7 protein-coding genes and 2 pseudogenes are annotated in these 15,948 nt (G+C 57.2%); 3 read left to right on the top strand and 6 right to left on the bottom strand.

Annotated elements, in window-relative coordinates:
• The 6 genes and pseudogenes from E8Q41_RS20375 to E8Q41_RS20395 all read right to left on the bottom strand — a co-directional run.
• A pseudogene (locus E8Q41_RS20375) lies at positions 1-351 on the bottom strand (transposase); the annotation flags it as partial.
• Positions 352-363: 12 nt separating this feature from the next.
• On the bottom strand, positions 364-954 hold the full coding sequence (locus E8Q41_RS20380; RefSeq protein WP_137157409.1) for a hypothetical protein: 591 nt from the start codon (positions 952-954) through the stop codon (positions 364-366).
• A gap of 3 nt (positions 955-957) precedes the next feature.
• Positions 958-1,101 (bottom strand): hypothetical protein, encoded by a 144-nt coding sequence (locus tag E8Q41_RS25645; protein WP_170976555.1) that lies wholly within the window; start codon positions 1,099-1,101, stop codon positions 958-960.
• The gene (locus E8Q41_RS20385) at positions 1,098-5,051 is read right to left on the bottom strand and encodes an N-6 DNA methylase (protein ID WP_137157410.1); all 3,954 of its coding nucleotides are present in this window, start codon (positions 5,049-5,051) and stop codon (positions 1,098-1,100) included. The genes E8Q41_RS25645 and E8Q41_RS20385 overlap by 4 nt, the downstream gene beginning before the upstream one ends.
• A gap of 2 nt (positions 5,052-5,053) precedes the next feature.
• Positions 5,054-7,825 carry a DEAD/DEAH box helicase gene (locus E8Q41_RS20390; RefSeq protein ID WP_137157411.1) on the bottom strand — a complete coding sequence of 924 codons (2,772 nt, stop codon included), beginning with the start codon at positions 7,823-7,825 and terminating at the stop codon, positions 5,054-5,056.
• Position 7,826: 1 nt separating this feature from the next.
• Positions 7,827-13,004, bottom strand: a complete 5,178-nt coding sequence (locus E8Q41_RS20395) for a DEAD/DEAH box helicase (RefSeq protein ID WP_137157412.1) — start codon at positions 13,002-13,004, stop codon at positions 7,827-7,829.
• A 96-nt stretch (positions 13,005-13,100) separates the two neighbouring features.
• On the opposite strand from E8Q41_RS20395, the gene dgt reads away from it, so the two are divergent.
• From dgt to E8Q41_RS20415, 3 genes and pseudogenes are all read left to right on the top strand, one after another.
• On the top strand, positions 13,101-14,225 hold the full coding sequence (gene dgt, locus E8Q41_RS20400) for a dGTP triphosphohydrolase (protein ID WP_137157413.1): 1,125 nt from the start codon (positions 13,101-13,103) through the stop codon (positions 14,223-14,225).
• A gap of 513 nt (positions 14,226-14,738) precedes the next feature.
• Positions 14,739-14,936, top strand: coding sequence for a hypothetical protein (locus tag E8Q41_RS20410; protein WP_137157414.1), 198 nt, complete (start codon positions 14,739-14,741; stop codon positions 14,934-14,936).
• A 141-nt stretch (positions 14,937-15,077) separates the two neighbouring features.
• Positions 15,078-15,838, top strand: a pseudogene (locus E8Q41_RS20415) (IS5 family transposase).
• Positions 15,839-15,948: the final 110 nt, after the last annotated feature.

Genomic DNA, 15,948 nt, shown 5'->3' on the forward strand with positions numbered 1-15,948 from the left:
TGCAGAGACGGTGTGCGGGGAATTCTTCTTTCGCCTGATCGATGAAACGGAACTTCATCGACTTCCCTCCTTGGCGAAAAAACTTGCTGCACGCTTCAGTATCTCGCGCTCCTGCCGCAGGATTTCGTTCTCTCGACGTAACCGTTTCAACTCGGCAGCCATATCCTCGCTGGCCATAGACCCTGTCGGTGAATCCATCGCCCGGTCACGGCTCCGACCTATCCAGCGCACCAGCGTCGACAGGCCGATACCCAGATCCTGGGCAATCTCACGCTGCGTGCGACCGCTCGTCTGCGCCAGCCGCACCGCCTCAGTCTCAAATTCTTTGGTAAAATTCTTCTGCTTCGGCATTCCGGTTTCCTTTCAACTCAAGAAAACCTCTCCACTTTTCCGATGCAAGTCCACTCGACCGAAGCGATGCCACCAATCATGGGCGGTTGCCGCGTGGGTCAGGCCCGGCTTCTGGATATGCAGTAGCATCGCGTTGAAAGGTGCGAATTCCCGGAGGCGGGCTGTGAAATCGAGCAGTTCCTGGATTGCCTCGCTGCTATCATAGAGCCTGGTCGCCGCGATCAACTGGTCGATCAGGGCACGCTCGGTTGTCTTTTCTTCCTCCTTCGGCTCGAACAACTCGCTCTGCAAGGGTTGCTGAACCGTATGCTCTACATCGAAAAGGCCGCCCAGGCGTTTCATGGAGAAAAGCGCATCAGGCTCGTCTACCTGCTTACCCGCCCGGAAGGGATCAATTCCCCGCTCTGCCATTGTATCGATGAAACCGTACAGATACTCCAGTATCCGTCGACGCCCACGCTTCGAAAAGCCTGCCATCTTTGCGGCTGAGGTAATTGCCTGTGCGGTCGTGACGAGGTCACGATCTTCGTTGTCGAAGGTCACAAACGCATCACAAAAATGCGGGACTGCCCGCTCCATCAGAGAGGCATCAAGGGCGGGCATCGCTCACATCCCCATCGCCGAAAATTCGCCGTTGGCTTCCATACGGTCCCAGGCTTCAAGGACGAGGCGGCGGGTGCGGTATTCTCCATCTTTGCGGACTACGGTTAGAAGAGAGTAAGTCGCGGCATATTCGACAACAGTTATCATTTTACTGCCTCCGAGGCCTTTATCGGATGGCACAGGCTTGGGTCGGCAGGCGGCGGCGAAAGCGGGGAAACGTATGCGGTGCCAGCCTCCTTTGCTTCTGCCATAGCGTCATATACGGCTAGCACGAGCCGCTTGGTCTGGAATTCGCCATGGTCACGTTCCTCGTATTTCCGGAGGACGGTGAAGGAGTTGAGTACCCACTCCGACTGTTCGCGGCTTAGCCCGTAAAGGTGGAGCATCGCAGCGTCGATTTCAGCCTGGATTGCAACGCGGCGGTCGTTATTCCAAACAAATGGGCCACCCTCAAATTCAAGATCGCGCGCGAACGCCTGCAATTCAAAACTTGTGAACCAAAGCTCAATTAAACGCGACTTCAGCCACTCTATCGCAGTTGCACCAAGCCAAGGTACCTCGTGAGCCAGTTGGGAGGGCAAAAGGACTGGTGCCTGCTCTAGAACAAAAAACTTGATGTTCATTGCCCGCTGGCGGATCGCATAGTCGACCACAAGTGAACTAAGGGTCGCAGCCAAACCAGCATAAAATTCAGATGATGATCCAGAGAAGAGAAGCGGCGCCTTATCGCCGGCCGCTACGCGCGGGATAATGGTGCCAATAAGGGTTCGCTCTGAAATCCCGACATCCCGCCAAGAAAAGAACCAACCGCGCACGGCTTCGGTGCCGAGCGACCGTTCTGTCAGCTCGGCGTCGACCCAATAACGTGGCTGAATCTGATATGCAGGGTCCTGGTGCTTTTCATCTGGCACCCTTGGCAACACACCTTTATTTGACTGCTTCTCAGTTTGATCTTCGTACGTTCCATAGCGATGATCGAAGTGCCAATACATCTTTCCTTCATAGAGCGGATAGAGACGACGCCCATCATTCAAGATGGCGAGTGCACCCGCGCGCTTTTCAATCAACTGCGACACGTCATCGTGATCGATAAAATGGCCGGAGTCGTTGGCCATATCAAACATGCGTTGGAAGCTGACTTGCCATTCATTTTGTGTGATCGTCGCGTCCTGTTTTTCGATCAGGATCGGCGCCGCCATGTGGATCGCCGCCGTGACTTTGGCGTCGCGCGACCACCGGAAGGCCGGTAGGTTCAGGGTGTTTGGATTGATGGCCCTGATTTCGTCAACAGTCAGCGCGTAGCGCTTCTCTGGATCGGCAATCTCCGACGGCTGACGGATATGTGCCGTGAACCAGGGCTGCTCGATGTTAGCTTGGGCTCCGCCAATGGTGAGTAAGCCGAACTTTGTCTCGTTGTGTACGTCCTTGAAAATCTTGTCTTCGTTCTCGAACCCATAGAATGAAACCAGCGACTTTTCGGACAAAAGGCGGCGGAGGAACTCTCTGTAGGTGAACCCGACCACCAGACCGTTGGGAATGATGATCCCTGCACGCCCCCTGGGATGGAGAGCTGCCCAAGCGAGATCGGCAAAAATAGCATATGTATTCACGTCGCCGACCCCGCCGAGCGGGAAGCGTCCGGATGCGCGCATGAAGTGGCTTTCGGTCGCAGCCGTCCGCAATGCATCCTGCCAATCCTTCGCAAGGCGCGGGTTCGTCTCGTCGAGCTGGTCGATGAGTTTCTTACGGGCTGCTGCATTCTTCGCCGTGGCGATTTCGGCGTCGCGAAGGGCAAAGAACTCTTGCTCCTGAAGCTTGACGCGCTCCCATGGCGGGTTGCCGAGGACGACGTCAAAGCCTCCACGCTGCATGATATCAGGAAATTCCAAGGGCCAGTGGAAGGCCCGAGCCGCACGAGCAGCTTTCGGAGCATCCAGCATTGCATTCCGGATTTTGCCCTGATTGAGGGCCATCCAAACTTCTTCGGTAGTCGGCACTGTGCGCTCTGATGGGCCTGTCGGCGCTGCGCCTGTCTTGGGCAGAAGAAATGCCGTGATGAAGAGGTCACATGCAGCGCGGGCGCGGACGAACTCCTGCTTCTTGCGAAGTTCTTTGAACCGCGCAGCCTTTGCGCTGACATCTTCCAGCGTCTCTTCAGGAAGATCGCGGAACCCCGAGAAATCCACCGCCATTGGTTTTGTTTCAGGGAGCTTGTTCAGCCCTCCGCCGAAGTCAAACCCGCCCTGGCCTTTCTGTGCCGCCGCGTTGATTTTGCGGTAGATGCTGGCGATATCCTTGTCGTCGCCGATCAGCGGCTTGAAGGCGGCATCGGGGATGCCGTCCTGCAGCACCTGCAGGTCAAAGACCCCCAGCAGCGCATCGCCGCAGCGGATCTGCGCATCGAAGAAGCCGAGGGGCAGACCCGGGTCCACTGTCTCTATCCAGAGCGCGACCTTGGTCAGCTCCACCGCCATCGGGTTGCGGTCCACCCCGTGGATGCAGCAGCGCGCGACATCGCGCAGCGCATGGCGGAAGTCGGCGAGCGAGGGCGTGCCCTCGGCCCGGATGCGCGCAAGCCGCGTGGCGATGCGGCGGGCGGCGGCCAGCAGAAAGTGACCCGAGCCGCAGGCGGGGTCGATGACCGAGAGCTTTAGTAGCGCCTTGGCGGGATCGTCCGCCTCGGCCTGAGTCTTGTCGAGCACGGGGTCGAGTGCCGTATCGAGCAGCGCCTGCACGAGGCTGTCGGGCGTATAGTAGGAGCCTGTGGTCTTGCGCTGGTTACCCTTCTGTTCGGCCGCCTCGGAGGCGAAGACGAGCGTCTTGCCGTCGTCGCCGAGCTGGGGTTGGAGTTCGAGGAGAGATTCGTAGACCGAGCCCAGTTCTTCGGTTTCCATCGCACGCCAGTTGACCGGGACCATACCATTCTTGTCGGCGAGCCAGGAGAGGCGGTAGAGCGCCTCCATGAAGGCGCGGTTGCGCAAACGGGCGGTTTCGAGGTGTGGCAGCCTGTCCTCGGCAAAGAGACCGCCGAGGGCGGGCAGCGCAAGGACGGGTTGGCCCTGCGTGAGCGCGCGGAAGACAACCTTCATACCTTCGTAGCGGTCATGGTGCTTGTCCCAGGTGGCCGCACGATAGCATTGCTTGCGCAGTGACTGGAGCGAATAACCTTCCGCGTAAAGGGTGCGCGCCTCTGGCTTTGCTTTGTCCGGATGAAGCAGGTTGCGGTCTTCGGCGACCATGAGGAAGATCAGGCGGTAGACGAGGCGCAGGAGTTCGTTGAACCACTCGGTGAGGTTCACGTCTCCGGAGTGCAGTTTGGCAGCAAGTTCAGGGTTGGCTTCAAGGAAGCCGGAGCCGAGCAGCTTTAGGGCATCCTTAACCTGATCTGCCAATCGATCACGCGCGGCTTCGCCTTCTTTGGAGCCGGCGTCACGCCAACGCTCAAGAGCGCAATCGGTGGCGGGGGTCTCTGCTGCGCCGAAACGGGAGCGGTGGATCAAAAGCCAGAGCACCGCGAAGGAGGCTATATCCTCATTTGCGAACATCTGGGCGAGATCGGCCTCGATGTAGGCAGGTCTTGTCAGCGAGGCGTTGTCACGCATCAGGCGCAACTGTGCGCCGTTGGTGACAATACCCCAGAGAGCATCGTCGCGGTCGTTCAGATAATCCTGAAGGGCGAAGGCCGGAGAACGAGAGCGGTCTGTCGAGAGCGTCGGACTGCGGCGATCGATCTGCTCCTGTGGCGGCACAACCACGATCGGCACGCGCCCAGACACCGATAGCGCAATCGCAGCGGATGCCGCAGTTAGATCGTTGTAGCCGAAGGTTTCCTTGAACAGACCGGAAATGAAGCGTGTGGTCGCTGCCGCAGATGGATGCTCGATCTTTACGAAGGCATCAAAATGCGATTGCCCTACGCGAAAAGCCGTCGCGATTTCCTCGCGGATTTGCAGCCCTTTCCGAACAGCGTAGTCCTCGGGCGCCTGCTCCGCCGCCTGGCGCTGATCGATCTTGGCGATCATTGCAGGCGCGATCAGATTGCCTTCCAAGCTCAACGATGGCCAAGCCGACATATCGGTGATGGTCTTGCGCGCCATGATTACACCTCCCCCGGAACGAGCACAAAGAGGCCGATGACATCTGGGGGAATGACGGGTTCGACACTAACACGAGATGCCGATCCAGCGGCGGCACGGAGACGCGCATGGTCTTCTACCAATACGGCCGCACGCTTGCGCGCAAACTCTGCAATCGGACCCTCGAGGAGTTCCGGCAGAGCCGCGCGTGCCGTGTCGATTATGCGATCGCGGGCAACAGTTGCGAGATCCACGGTCGCAGGAGAGGCGAGCAATTCTCGCGCAGCGCTGCCGGAAGCAATGACGGTGTGGCCTTCGAGGGCAACAAGTGCGGCTTCTTCCGCAAGCAACAGGCGCTCGCGCCTTGCATGAACCGTCAGCTTGTAACGAATGCGTAGGAGCGCAACTCGGGTCATGCGGGTTACCGCGGCACTCGGCCAGGCGCCGACACGACCGATGCCGAGGTCCGGAAGCGCTTCACTATCCAACGAGGCCTCAAGGAGAGTTTCCGCCAGGGAGGACGTCAACGGATGTGTTCTGGTGAGAAGCGATGTCCCTGACGGCGCTGGCTCCTGCAAAGCGAGCTTGAGAGATCCCTTGAGACCCCGCTGCTCCAGCTTTTCCTTCAAGCTGGGCTGAAGAGCATGCACATGCGCGACCTGCAATGACTTTTTCTTTTCCAGCGGGACGCCGAAGCGCGACATGGCGCGCTCGACAAATTGAAGCGTCTCTTCCGGCGAGCCGAGTAGCGATTTGACCTTCTCCCATTCGGGGGCCACTTCGCTCGGCTTCATGGCATTCTGGGCAAATCGAGCACGCGATCGCTTTTCATTTTCACTGGCATCGCGCCACCGGGTCTCCATGACTTGGACACCGTTGGTCAATTGCAAATCGAGAGTGAGCTGCTGCTGGCCACCGCCACTGCGGCGGAGCAGCATCGCAGCCATCAGTGCATCGGTGACCGGCCCGCGCTCGTCAGGAAGAGGAACAGTGACACCCGTCGCTTTGCGGATTTCCTCTGCTTTGCGGAGAATCACGTCGAGAACGGCGCCGTCGATCGCACTGTCGGGCGAGAACATCATGATAGATCGCACGAGTTCGGCAGGCTGGCCGAAGCGATCCACACGCCCTTCACGCTGTTGATGGCGTGTCGGGTTCCAGGAGAGATCGTAATGGATCACGGTGTCGAATAGTTGCTGAAGGTTGATACCCTCCGATAAGCAATCAGTCGCGACTAGAATACGCTGTTCATCGGCGTCCGCATTCGCGGCGGCCATTTCCGCAACGCGATCGCGGCGTTCGTCTGGCGTGAGTTCTCCTGTTACCGCCTGCACGTTCAACTTCGGGAAGGCCTTACGAAGCCCCTCCTTCACATGTTCCGCCGTTGCGAGGTAGCGGCAGAAAACGACAGGTTTGGCACCTTCCTTGATCAAAGGTTTGAGGGCCTTGATGAGGGCGTTCAGCTTAGGATCATCTGCTGAAACCAGTGTGCTTGCCTTATCAAGCAGCGCTTGCAGCGCGGGGTCGCTGGAGAAGATCGTGTTCGGCTCGATATCGACAGCGTCTTCATCGTCACCATCCTCGTCATAGATCTGCGGCTCAAGGCGGTCATCTTCATTCGACGCCCGATTTCTCAGCGCGCTCATTGCCGCGGCAGGAGATGACCCCACACAACGCATCAGCGCCAGCGTACCCCAGAATGCCAGACGTCGATCCTTCTGTGCGTCTCCCGCCCTAGAAACGACTGAGAAGCAATACTCGAGCACGGCCTCATGAAATGCCCGATGCTCATCGTTCAGACGGTACGAGTATTCTGTGGTCTCGTGCTTGGGGAAAGCGCGGTTTTCGTCCCATGCCCCCTCGACGAGATCGACGCGTCGCCGCTGAACGAAGTGTCTCGATAGGCGCTCTCTGTACTTGGAGTCGTCGAAGTTAACAGTACCGAACTCCCGGTCGATCAGCGACAGAAGTCGGGCGAACGCTTCTTCATCCCCGGAATGCGGTGTCGCTGTCAGCAAGACCAGCCGACGCTCCGGATCGCGTGAGAGACCCTGTAGCAAGTCGAAGCGCTGCTGCCGTCCTTTATGCGTACCGACGCAGGCATGGGCTTCATCAACGATCACGAAGTCCGGGCATGCCCTGGCAAAACCATCGCGACGCTTCTCGGCCTTGATGTAATCGAGGCTGACGACGGTGAATGGGTAAGCGTCGAACAAGGTCTGCGCCAACGGTAGATTTCGCTCCAGGCGCGCAGCCGTTCCGGACGTGACGGCAACAGCTTCGATTCCGAACCTATCCTTCAGCTCGATGATCCACTGATCAACAAGATGAGGGGGGCATAACACAGAGAATGCGTCGACTTCACCACGATCCATGAGTTCGCGAAGAATCAAGCCGGCTTCAATCGTCTTGCCGATGCCGACGTCGTCGGCGATCAGGAGCCGGGGCACCTGGAGACGCAAGGCCATCAACAGTGGGACAAGCTGGTAGCTACGCGGCTCAAAAGCGAGCTGAGCGGCCGACCTGAAAGGGCCTGCGCCGCGACGAAGGGTCAACCGGAGCGAATCTGCAAGGAGTGCGGCCTTCGACTGGACTGTCGGCCGCGCATCTTGCGGCAAACCGAAGCGAGCAGGTTCGACAGGCGTCAACTCGAGATCCGGCGCGAGAATAACGATGTCGTTTTCGTTCCCAGAGAGAGGACGTAGAGCAAGGAGCCCCTCCCCGGGAGTTGGCAAAGCTACCCATTCTCGGCCACGTGCTTTGACCAGGTCGCCAGGCGTAAAATTCAATGTCATATCAACCTGCAAAATTTTTCATGAAAGCTTCCGGCAGACCTTCGGAGGGAGATTCGGCCAAATTGACTACAACCCAGCCTTTGCTCATCGCATCCGCCTCTGCTTCCCCTGGCACTTCTTTGGTCGTCGCTGCGACCATACTAGCACGCCATGCGAATTCGAACTCAATGCCTCCGAAACGTGCGGGCATCGTATCGACGGGGGGAATGCCTGCGGCGCTGAATGCCTCAAGCCAAGGCGTTCCCAACGCGTCTGGCGCTGACTTTGCTGCTCGGGAAATCTGTCCGCGGCTCAGATCGATCAGGAATTGCGCAACTTCTGGGCTCGCGCGATTGATCAGCTCGTGGTCTGGCTGATTGAAGTAGGACAGAAGGCAGCGATAGCAGCCACGCACGCAGCTTCCATCCTCCTTCTCCTGCAGTAGATCTGCATCCCCCGCGGCGATCGCAGCATCTACATTTTCGAAATGCATCAAGCTGAGGGCTGTCTTGGCGACCTCATTTATTGCTTTTCCGTCGTCCATCAGGCGCGTAAGTACGCCAGCTCCCCCTTCGGTCGCTTCATAGGTTAGAATTGCTCGCCTGTTATCTCTCGCGGGCAACGGCTCACTCAGAATTTCACCTTCCTCTAACTGAAATACCACCTCGATCCCACGCAATAACGCATGTTGAAGCGTAGCAATCGTTTGCGGATCGTGTTGTTCTGGCTTTTCGAAGCGGAACAACAAAGCATTCTTTCGGTCGCGCACAATTGGCACTATGCGGACCGGCTTCACCACGTCAGGCGGAACATCCGTATCACTATCCTCGTCGTCGGACTTAGCCCAGTAGCCGGACCTAGGATCGATGTGAAAGCCAAAAACGGTTTGATTTCTCCGACGCTTCAGGCCCTTGTTCAAGCGGCTGATTTCGGCGCTGTTGGCGTATTGAAGTGACAGGAGCGCCGTTTCTTCGCAGACGAACTTGGCGTTGGTCACCTGGGTCTGACCATCCTTCTTCGGCCAGGAGAACACGGTCTGGATATCAAATCCCTGTCGAACTCTTTCTTCATCGTTCGCTGTGATGCGCTCGGTCGGCGCCGCTTCGACATTGTCGATACGCAGAGTCTTCTTGATGGGGACTTCTCCAGCCATGTGCCCGTCACATCCATGGCAACGCTCCACTTCGCCCTCATGCGATGCGCCACAGTTCGAGCAGATATAGATATCCTTGGTCGCCAATTCCGACCCGTCGCCCTGACGCACCTCGGGCGGCAGTTTGGCTTTCATGACCCGGTAGGCGCGGCCCTCATGATAGATCAGACTGCGCGGGCCGAATTCGGAAATGGCCAGGAAGCGAGCTCTGGACAGGAATGAGCCTGTCTTACCTTCGCCAGGAACAAACGCATAGAGTGGCAGACGCGGGAAGTTATACCCGGGCAGGAAGCCCTCTGTTGCCAGATACCGATACGAATAGAAATCGGAACCATTCGAGGCTTTGCCTTGTTCGAGTATAGCGATCTGATCCTGGGCCTGCATTTGCGCAGCCTTGATCTTGCGCCGGTCGGCTCCCGAGAGCCCCGTAATCTCCGATCGCTTATTCGCCTCGGCCAATTGCGTCCTGGCAGAGCTATAAAGCTCGCGCCAACGGTCGAAGGCACGGTCAAATTCCTTGGGGGCATTCATGGCCGTGTAAAGAACGAACTCGTCAGGATCGTCCATCCAAATCGGGGTTTGCTCTCCGTCGGACGCCAGAATCTGCTTCAACACACGCGCCATCGGTCCCCGTGCCTGCGAGACGAGAGCCGGTTTCGAAATGACTGCCAGAACGGCTTCCTTAAGCGGGAACTTATCCCCGTGAAGGTCCAGAATGTCTGGGATGTCGGGAGAAAGCGCCAGTTTCGCTTCTGCGAGCCACACGGCATGCAAGTGCGATCGGATCAGCTCTTCATTGGTTATGTCGAGCGCTGGCGGCCGCACGACACCGGCCACCATATCGTTACGCCGTTCGAAAAAATACTGGTCATGCGGAGACCCCGAGGCGCAGTAGGTCACCACGACTGCGGCCTGACCCGATCGACCGGCACGTCCAGCGCGTTGAGCGTAATTGGCTGGCGTAGGTGGTACGTTGCGCAGGTAGACGGCGTTCAAGGCAGAAATATCAACGCCTAGTTCCATGGTCGGAGAACAGAACAGAGCGGGTAGGAACCGATCTGACTCGCCGGTTGCCCGAATTTCCGTTCGGTACTCCGAGGTCGCGAGATGGTCCATATCGTCCTGCTCGAAACGGAACCGCCATTCACGCCATTCACGCTGCTTTTGCGAAACCTGAGCAGTGTGCTCGCGTCCCTCTAGCCCCCAGTAGGAACTGCGACCGTTGCCAAGGTCACTGGCGATCGCGGTGTAAAGGTCGTGGAAATAACGGTTGCCGCGGTAGGTCTCATCATCAAGGGCCGGCCCCGGTACAAGCCGAACCGCAGATGGTGACAGGCGCCAGCCCGTCACATCGCTGTCAAGTTCGACGGGCACCAGCAGCCCTTCGTCGCCGAGGAAGGCAAGCATCCCTTCCATGAACTCGTAGTATTCATAGTTGTTAAGCTTTGTACCAAGAACGGACTTCCGGTTGATGAGTCGGGCGATCCTCGAATTGGTACCTGCCCGAAGTAGCATTTGTTCTTCACGCAACGTGACAACGTTCTTGCTGCCCCCACGCAGGACAAGTGAGGACCGCACGCGCGGGTTTTCCTTTTGGTCAATGGCCCAAGGGGATTGAAGCAAATTCCGGGATTTCTGCGCCACCCCGTCGAGAACGGTCAAATCCAGATCCTCAGTCTGAACAGCCAGCCCCTCGAGCATCGCCGACAAAATTTTCTTGAGAATGTCCTGACGCTCTTTAACTGCAAGATCACCCAGTGCTGGATGGATGGATATCAAGCGCTCGCGATCTTCACAGATTTGATCAAGCCCGAGGAAATTCACGTCGATCAGGTTCAGGACAGACAAGCTGGGGTTGGTGAAGCGCCAACCGCGACGCAGGTCCGTCCAGACACGATGGGCAAGAACCTTCGCGAGCGACCGCTGGGCATCTTCACGGATGATAGCACCAGCATTCGCGTCCAGAAGCCAATGCTGGCGCGCCACTTTGTTGGCGGCAGTAAAGCCGAGCGCTTTCACCACCTGTAGGCCAAACTCGTCTTCCGCGAGCCCACCTGTGCCAGCAGAAATTACCGCACGAAGGATTGCTCCGCGCAACAGGCTTACGAAAAGGAAGTCATTGAAATGGCCAGACTGCAGGGCTGCATCCTGACGGTTATCCGTGAACCCCAAAAGCTTCCGCTTCGTCTCGGGTACGCCGCTGCCAGGTTTGTTCATCCATTCCAGCGCGCTGGCTACGAGCAAGGTTGTTGCTGAGCTTCGTCCTTCGCCGGACAGACCGGCCAACTTACTGCGCTCACGCATCCCCTGCGACGGTTCGTCGTGGCAGCACAGGCAGAATGCGAACTTTCCCGGGATAAACCAGAAATCGCTTCCGCCCGCTCCGTGGCGACCATCGGCGCCCACGACGTTGGACACCGGCATACGCTTCTTGCGATACCCTCTCAGGCGTTCAATGCCGTTTTTCTCTTCTCGCCAGCTTTCGGGGTAACCCTCAAGCTCGCCTGTGAACTGAAAGTCAGTATCGTCGGGCGTCACCGGACATAGATACCCTGCGACCTCGTCTTCCTCAGTGTCGAGCGGCGCGTCGTCGATGCTTCTAGGCAGAAAACGCAAGCTCCCATCATCGTCCACCTTGGTCACGACATGGTATTCTTGACCACAGTTTCGGCAGAACCGCGTGGGGTAAAGGCGGTTGCCAGGGGCTTCGGGATCCTCAAGCTGCCCTTCCAGAAGAATCCGACGCGGCCTAGCCGTAAGCGTCGTAAAGACTTCACCGGCACCGGAGATGAAACGGTGGAGTTTGAAAGCGAGAAAGGCACCGTCCTTCGTGCCGCCGCGCTCATGCTCCGGAAGGCTTACCCGGGTCAGGAATTTTTCGAGATAATCTCCGCAGGTTTTAGCATCGATCGTACTGGCCAAAGAAAGCTTCGCGACCGCCTCTTCAAAAGGGATCGGCTTCTTCCTGTGAAGCTCAAGCCCATCGTCCAATCCGAGCTCGAGTTCGGCCCACACCGAGAGCGGATGGCGCTTCAGAGTTTCGTCATCGAGCGCGTCCGGCAAAGGCTGCGTCAGAACTGTCTTCAAAGCGCCAACGACGTGCTCGGTCTTCAAGGCGTCATCTGTCGCGCGCTGTAGGGATTCGTCGATGACTGCATCCGGGCCAATTTTGGTCCCAAACAGACGCGATGCTACCTTCGCGACAGCAAGTGCGCGGCTCTCATCCGATCCCTCTGAGGCCATCGTTGCCGACGTCCCAATGCAGATTGGCGCCTTGCCAGGCGAGCACCTGTCCCGCAGGCGCCGCACCAGCACGGCGACATCGGCGCCTTGACGCCCTCGGTAGGTATGGAGTTCGTCGAGGATAATGAACTCGAGACCGGAAGCGTTCGAGACGACCTTCGAGTCTAGGTCGTCCTGACGCGTCAGAAGCAATTCTGCCATCATGTAGTTCGTCAAGAGAACATCGGGTGGATTGGCAGCGATCCGCTCGCGTTCTTCGTGGCTTTCCTGACCAGTGTAGCGCTTTACCACCGGCTTGAGCTCATCGGGCAAACCGGAACCGGCGATGAACTTGTCGATCTCCTTCATTTGGCTGTTGGCCAGTGCGTTCATCGGGTAAACGATGATTGCCGCTGTTCTCCGCGACTTTCCTGCGCGCCGCGCTCGGATTATTGCGTCGACAACCGGCACAAAAAAACACAAAGATTTTCCCGAACCCGTGCCAGTCGTGACAACGTAGCTCTTCCCCTGTTTCGCTTTCGCGATCGCTTCGGCTTGGTGGCGATGCAAACGAAGTGGTGTCGCTCCGAACCGGAATACTTTGCCCGTGCCCTCATCGAGGTCACCAGTTGCGACGAGTTCATCGACCGTCGGGCCTCCCATAAAGCGCGGGTTGAGCGATAGGAGAGCATCAGGCCAGAACTTTCCGGCGTCGTACTGCGCGTCTATCTCAGATTTTAGATCAGATGCTCGAATTGTGCTGAATGAACGCGAAAAGTGCTCATAGGCAGATATCAATTGGTGATCAAAATCAAAGGCTTTCATCGAGATACCCAACTACCTGAACGACAACAACTATTCCACGATAAACAGTAGGCTGTAAAAACACAATCTGCGATCAGCTTGTAAAAGGCCCCGAATGTGTCAGTTCGAAACTGGTCGAATGGGCGGATTATCCACTCTGCATCATTTCGGCGCCTGCAAACGAAGACCCAAGTCATGGGCACCGGGGAAGGCGATTTTCACCGCACGCGACTAACGCATTCGCTAGAAGTCGGGCAGATCGGACGGGGGATCGTATGGAATCTGGCAAGACGAAAAAACTTTCCCTATGCAGAATACTTGCCGCCTCCTGAGTTGATTGAGGCGATATGCTACGCTCACGACCTTGGGCATCCACCTTATGGACACGGCGGCGAACGGGCACTCTTCAGAAACATGCGCCACCATGGCGGCTTCGAAGGGAATGCCCAGACGATCAGAATCCTGACCAAGCTTGAAAAGTACTACAGAGGAGCGGGAACTCAGCCGTCGAGACGGCTTCTGCTAGGCGTTCTCAAATATCCTGTTGAGTACGGCCGATACACAATCAAAGACACCGACAATAAGCCACCAAAATGCTTCTATGACGATGACCTGCCGCTCATCCGGCAGGCCTTGAGATGCTTCGACGCTGCAGATGCGGAGAAATTCACCACCCTGGGTGTCGACGCCAAGCCAATCCACAAGAGCTTTGATTGCTCGATCATGGAACTTGCAGACGACATCGCATACGGGGTGCACGACCTCGAAGACGGAGTTGGTCGTAGCATTCTCAAGCGATCAGACATAGGGCACGACCTGCTCGACGGCTTCACAGAAGCCGGCATTCACCAGATTCGAAACGTCCCGATCAACGAGATCCTCGATAAACTCTTCTCGGATGACGCGTGCGAACGCAAACACGCGATCTCGTTGATGGTGGGGTTTTTCGTTGTTGCCGTGCAGGTAGAGCGTCTGAACGAGTTCAGGTCGGGCTTCTTGGATCTTCAGGCAAAAGTCTCTCCAGAGATCTCGCGCCTGTTGAAGCACCTGTCGAAGGAAATCACGTTCAAGAGCCTGGTTAGCCGCCGCGAGGTGCAGACACTCGAATTCAAAGGCGAAAAGGTGATCGACAACTTGTTTTCCGCGTTCGATGAACGCCCTGTGCAACTAATTGGTCCGCAGCTTTTTGAACAGGCGGCAAGCGGCCTGAGCCAATTGATCAGCAAGGCGAATGGCAAGTAGCGAGATCTTGAGGAACCACAACGCCTGACTTCTGCCCGTGTCATTTGCGACTTTATCGCAGGGATGACGAACCCCTATGCTGAGAAGTATCACAGGCGTCTATTTGAGCCCGGTTATGGCAGCAGCACCGACGAGCTATGAGGCAGTAGCCGCGGAAATCATTTCCGCTTGCCGGAACGAGCTCCAGACTTCATCAGCCGGCAGTGCCGGAACAAATAGTGTCAGCGGGGCGCACCCTCCTTAACCACGGAAGTGACCACATCTAAAGCAGCCGCCAACCAGACGCCTTACGCTAACGGCTAGAGCCGCAAGTCCTCTCTTTTTCGAAAAAAACGCGCAATTCATCATTTGACGCTCTGCATGACAGATTTTGACATCCTCATCTGCGACGCTGAGATCGCCGGTAAAGAACGGTGATTTCAACTGCCAAAACCGCCTTTGCCAATCAGAGAGCGCTGGTTGGCAAAGGCGTTTGAGGCTCAACTCAAGGCTTGAGGAAAACAGGAGTTCCAGATGCGAAGTCAGGTTGAGAATGAGTGGACAGGCTGGGGTGGCGACACCATCGTTACATTAACCGATGGCTCTGTATGGCGTCAGGAAGAGTATCATTACGAGTATCACTATGCCTACCGCCCAACCGTCATTGTCATGGGTAATACCATGCATGTTGAAGGCATGAGCCGCGGCATCCGTGTACGACGGATAGATTAGGAGCCTGGCTATGCAATCCCGGATAGAAGGCAATTGGACTGGTTGGCGCGGAGATACGGGCGTTCGCCTAGGACGCATCCCCATAAACAGGGTTCAAGTTTTGGCGTCGCTGTGATTCAATCTCCCTGAAAGGAGATTGCCATGCGCCGTCATGAATTGAGCGATGAAGAATGGGCGGTGATCGCCCCGCTTTTGCCGAATGACGTCAGGGGCGTGAAGCGTGTCGATGACCGTCGCGTCATCAACGGCATCCTGTGGCGGTTCCGCACCGGCTCGGCTTGGAGCGATGTGCCTGAGCGCTACGGGCCGCGCACCACGCTCTACAACCGCTTTTCGAGATGGCGCAGGGCCGGCGTCTGGGATCGCCTTCTCGAGGCGGTTTCAAGGCGTTACGACGGCGACATCGTCATGATCGATTCCTCTTGCGTCCGCGTCCATCAGCATGGCGGCAACGCAAAAAAGGGGGGCCTGCCGATCCTTGCATGGGACGTTCCCGCGGCGGCCTGACAACGAAAATCCACGCGCTGGTCGATGCCGAAGGCCGACCGATCCAGTTGGAGTTAACCGCGGGTCAGGCTGCGGATGCGCCCGTGGCCGAAAAGCTGCTTTCCGGTCTGCGCCCAGGCTACACACTGCTTGCCGACAAGGCCTATGACACCGATGCCATCAGAAACTTCGTCACGGAGAGAAACTCCTGGGCCAACATTCCCTCAAAGATTAATCGCAAGCAGAGCTTCAGTTTCAGCAGATGGGTCTATCGCCAGCGCAATTTGGTGGAGCGATTCTTCAATCGTATCAAGCAGATGCGTGGCCTGGCGACCCGATATGACCGACGGGCCGATAACTATCTCGCCGCCCTCAAGATCGTTGCCGCGAGGATATGGATCACGTCCAACTTATGAGTCTGCGTCCTAGACAACGGAACAGTCTGGCGACGAGATCAATATTACTACCGCTATCAATACAAGTATAGGCCTCGCGTCATCATCGACGGCCGCTATATGCACGTAGA

The sequence above is a fragment of the Rhizobium sp. FKL33 genome (assembly GCF_005222915.1).
Taxonomy (GTDB): domain Bacteria; phylum Pseudomonadota; class Alphaproteobacteria; order Rhizobiales; family Rhizobiaceae; genus Rhizobium_E.

What these genes read in the sequence shown, in the direction of transcription:
- E8Q41_RS20380 (WP_137157409.1), bottom strand. Translation starts at nt 954, where the DNA reads ATGCCCGCCCTTGATGCCTCTCTGATGGAGCGGGCAGTCCCGCATTTT.
- E8Q41_RS25645 (WP_170976555.1), bottom strand. Translation starts at nt 1,101, where the DNA reads ATGATAACTGTTGTCGAATATGCCGCGACTTACTCTCTTCTAACCGTA.
- E8Q41_RS20385 (WP_137157410.1), bottom strand. Translation starts at nt 5,051, where the DNA reads ATGGCGCGCAAGACCATCACCGATATGTCGGCTTGGCCATCGTTGAGC.
- E8Q41_RS20390 (WP_137157411.1), bottom strand. Translation starts at nt 7,825, where the DNA reads ATGACATTGAATTTTACGCCTGGCGACCTGGTCAAAGCACGTGGCCGA.
- E8Q41_RS20395 (WP_137157412.1), bottom strand. Translation starts at nt 13,004, where the DNA reads ATGAAAGCCTTTGATTTTGATCACCAATTGATATCTGCCTATGAGCAC.
- E8Q41_RS20410 (WP_137157414.1), top strand. Translation starts at nt 14,739, where the DNA reads ATGCGAAGTCAGGTTGAGAATGAGTGGACAGGCTGGGGTGGCGACACC.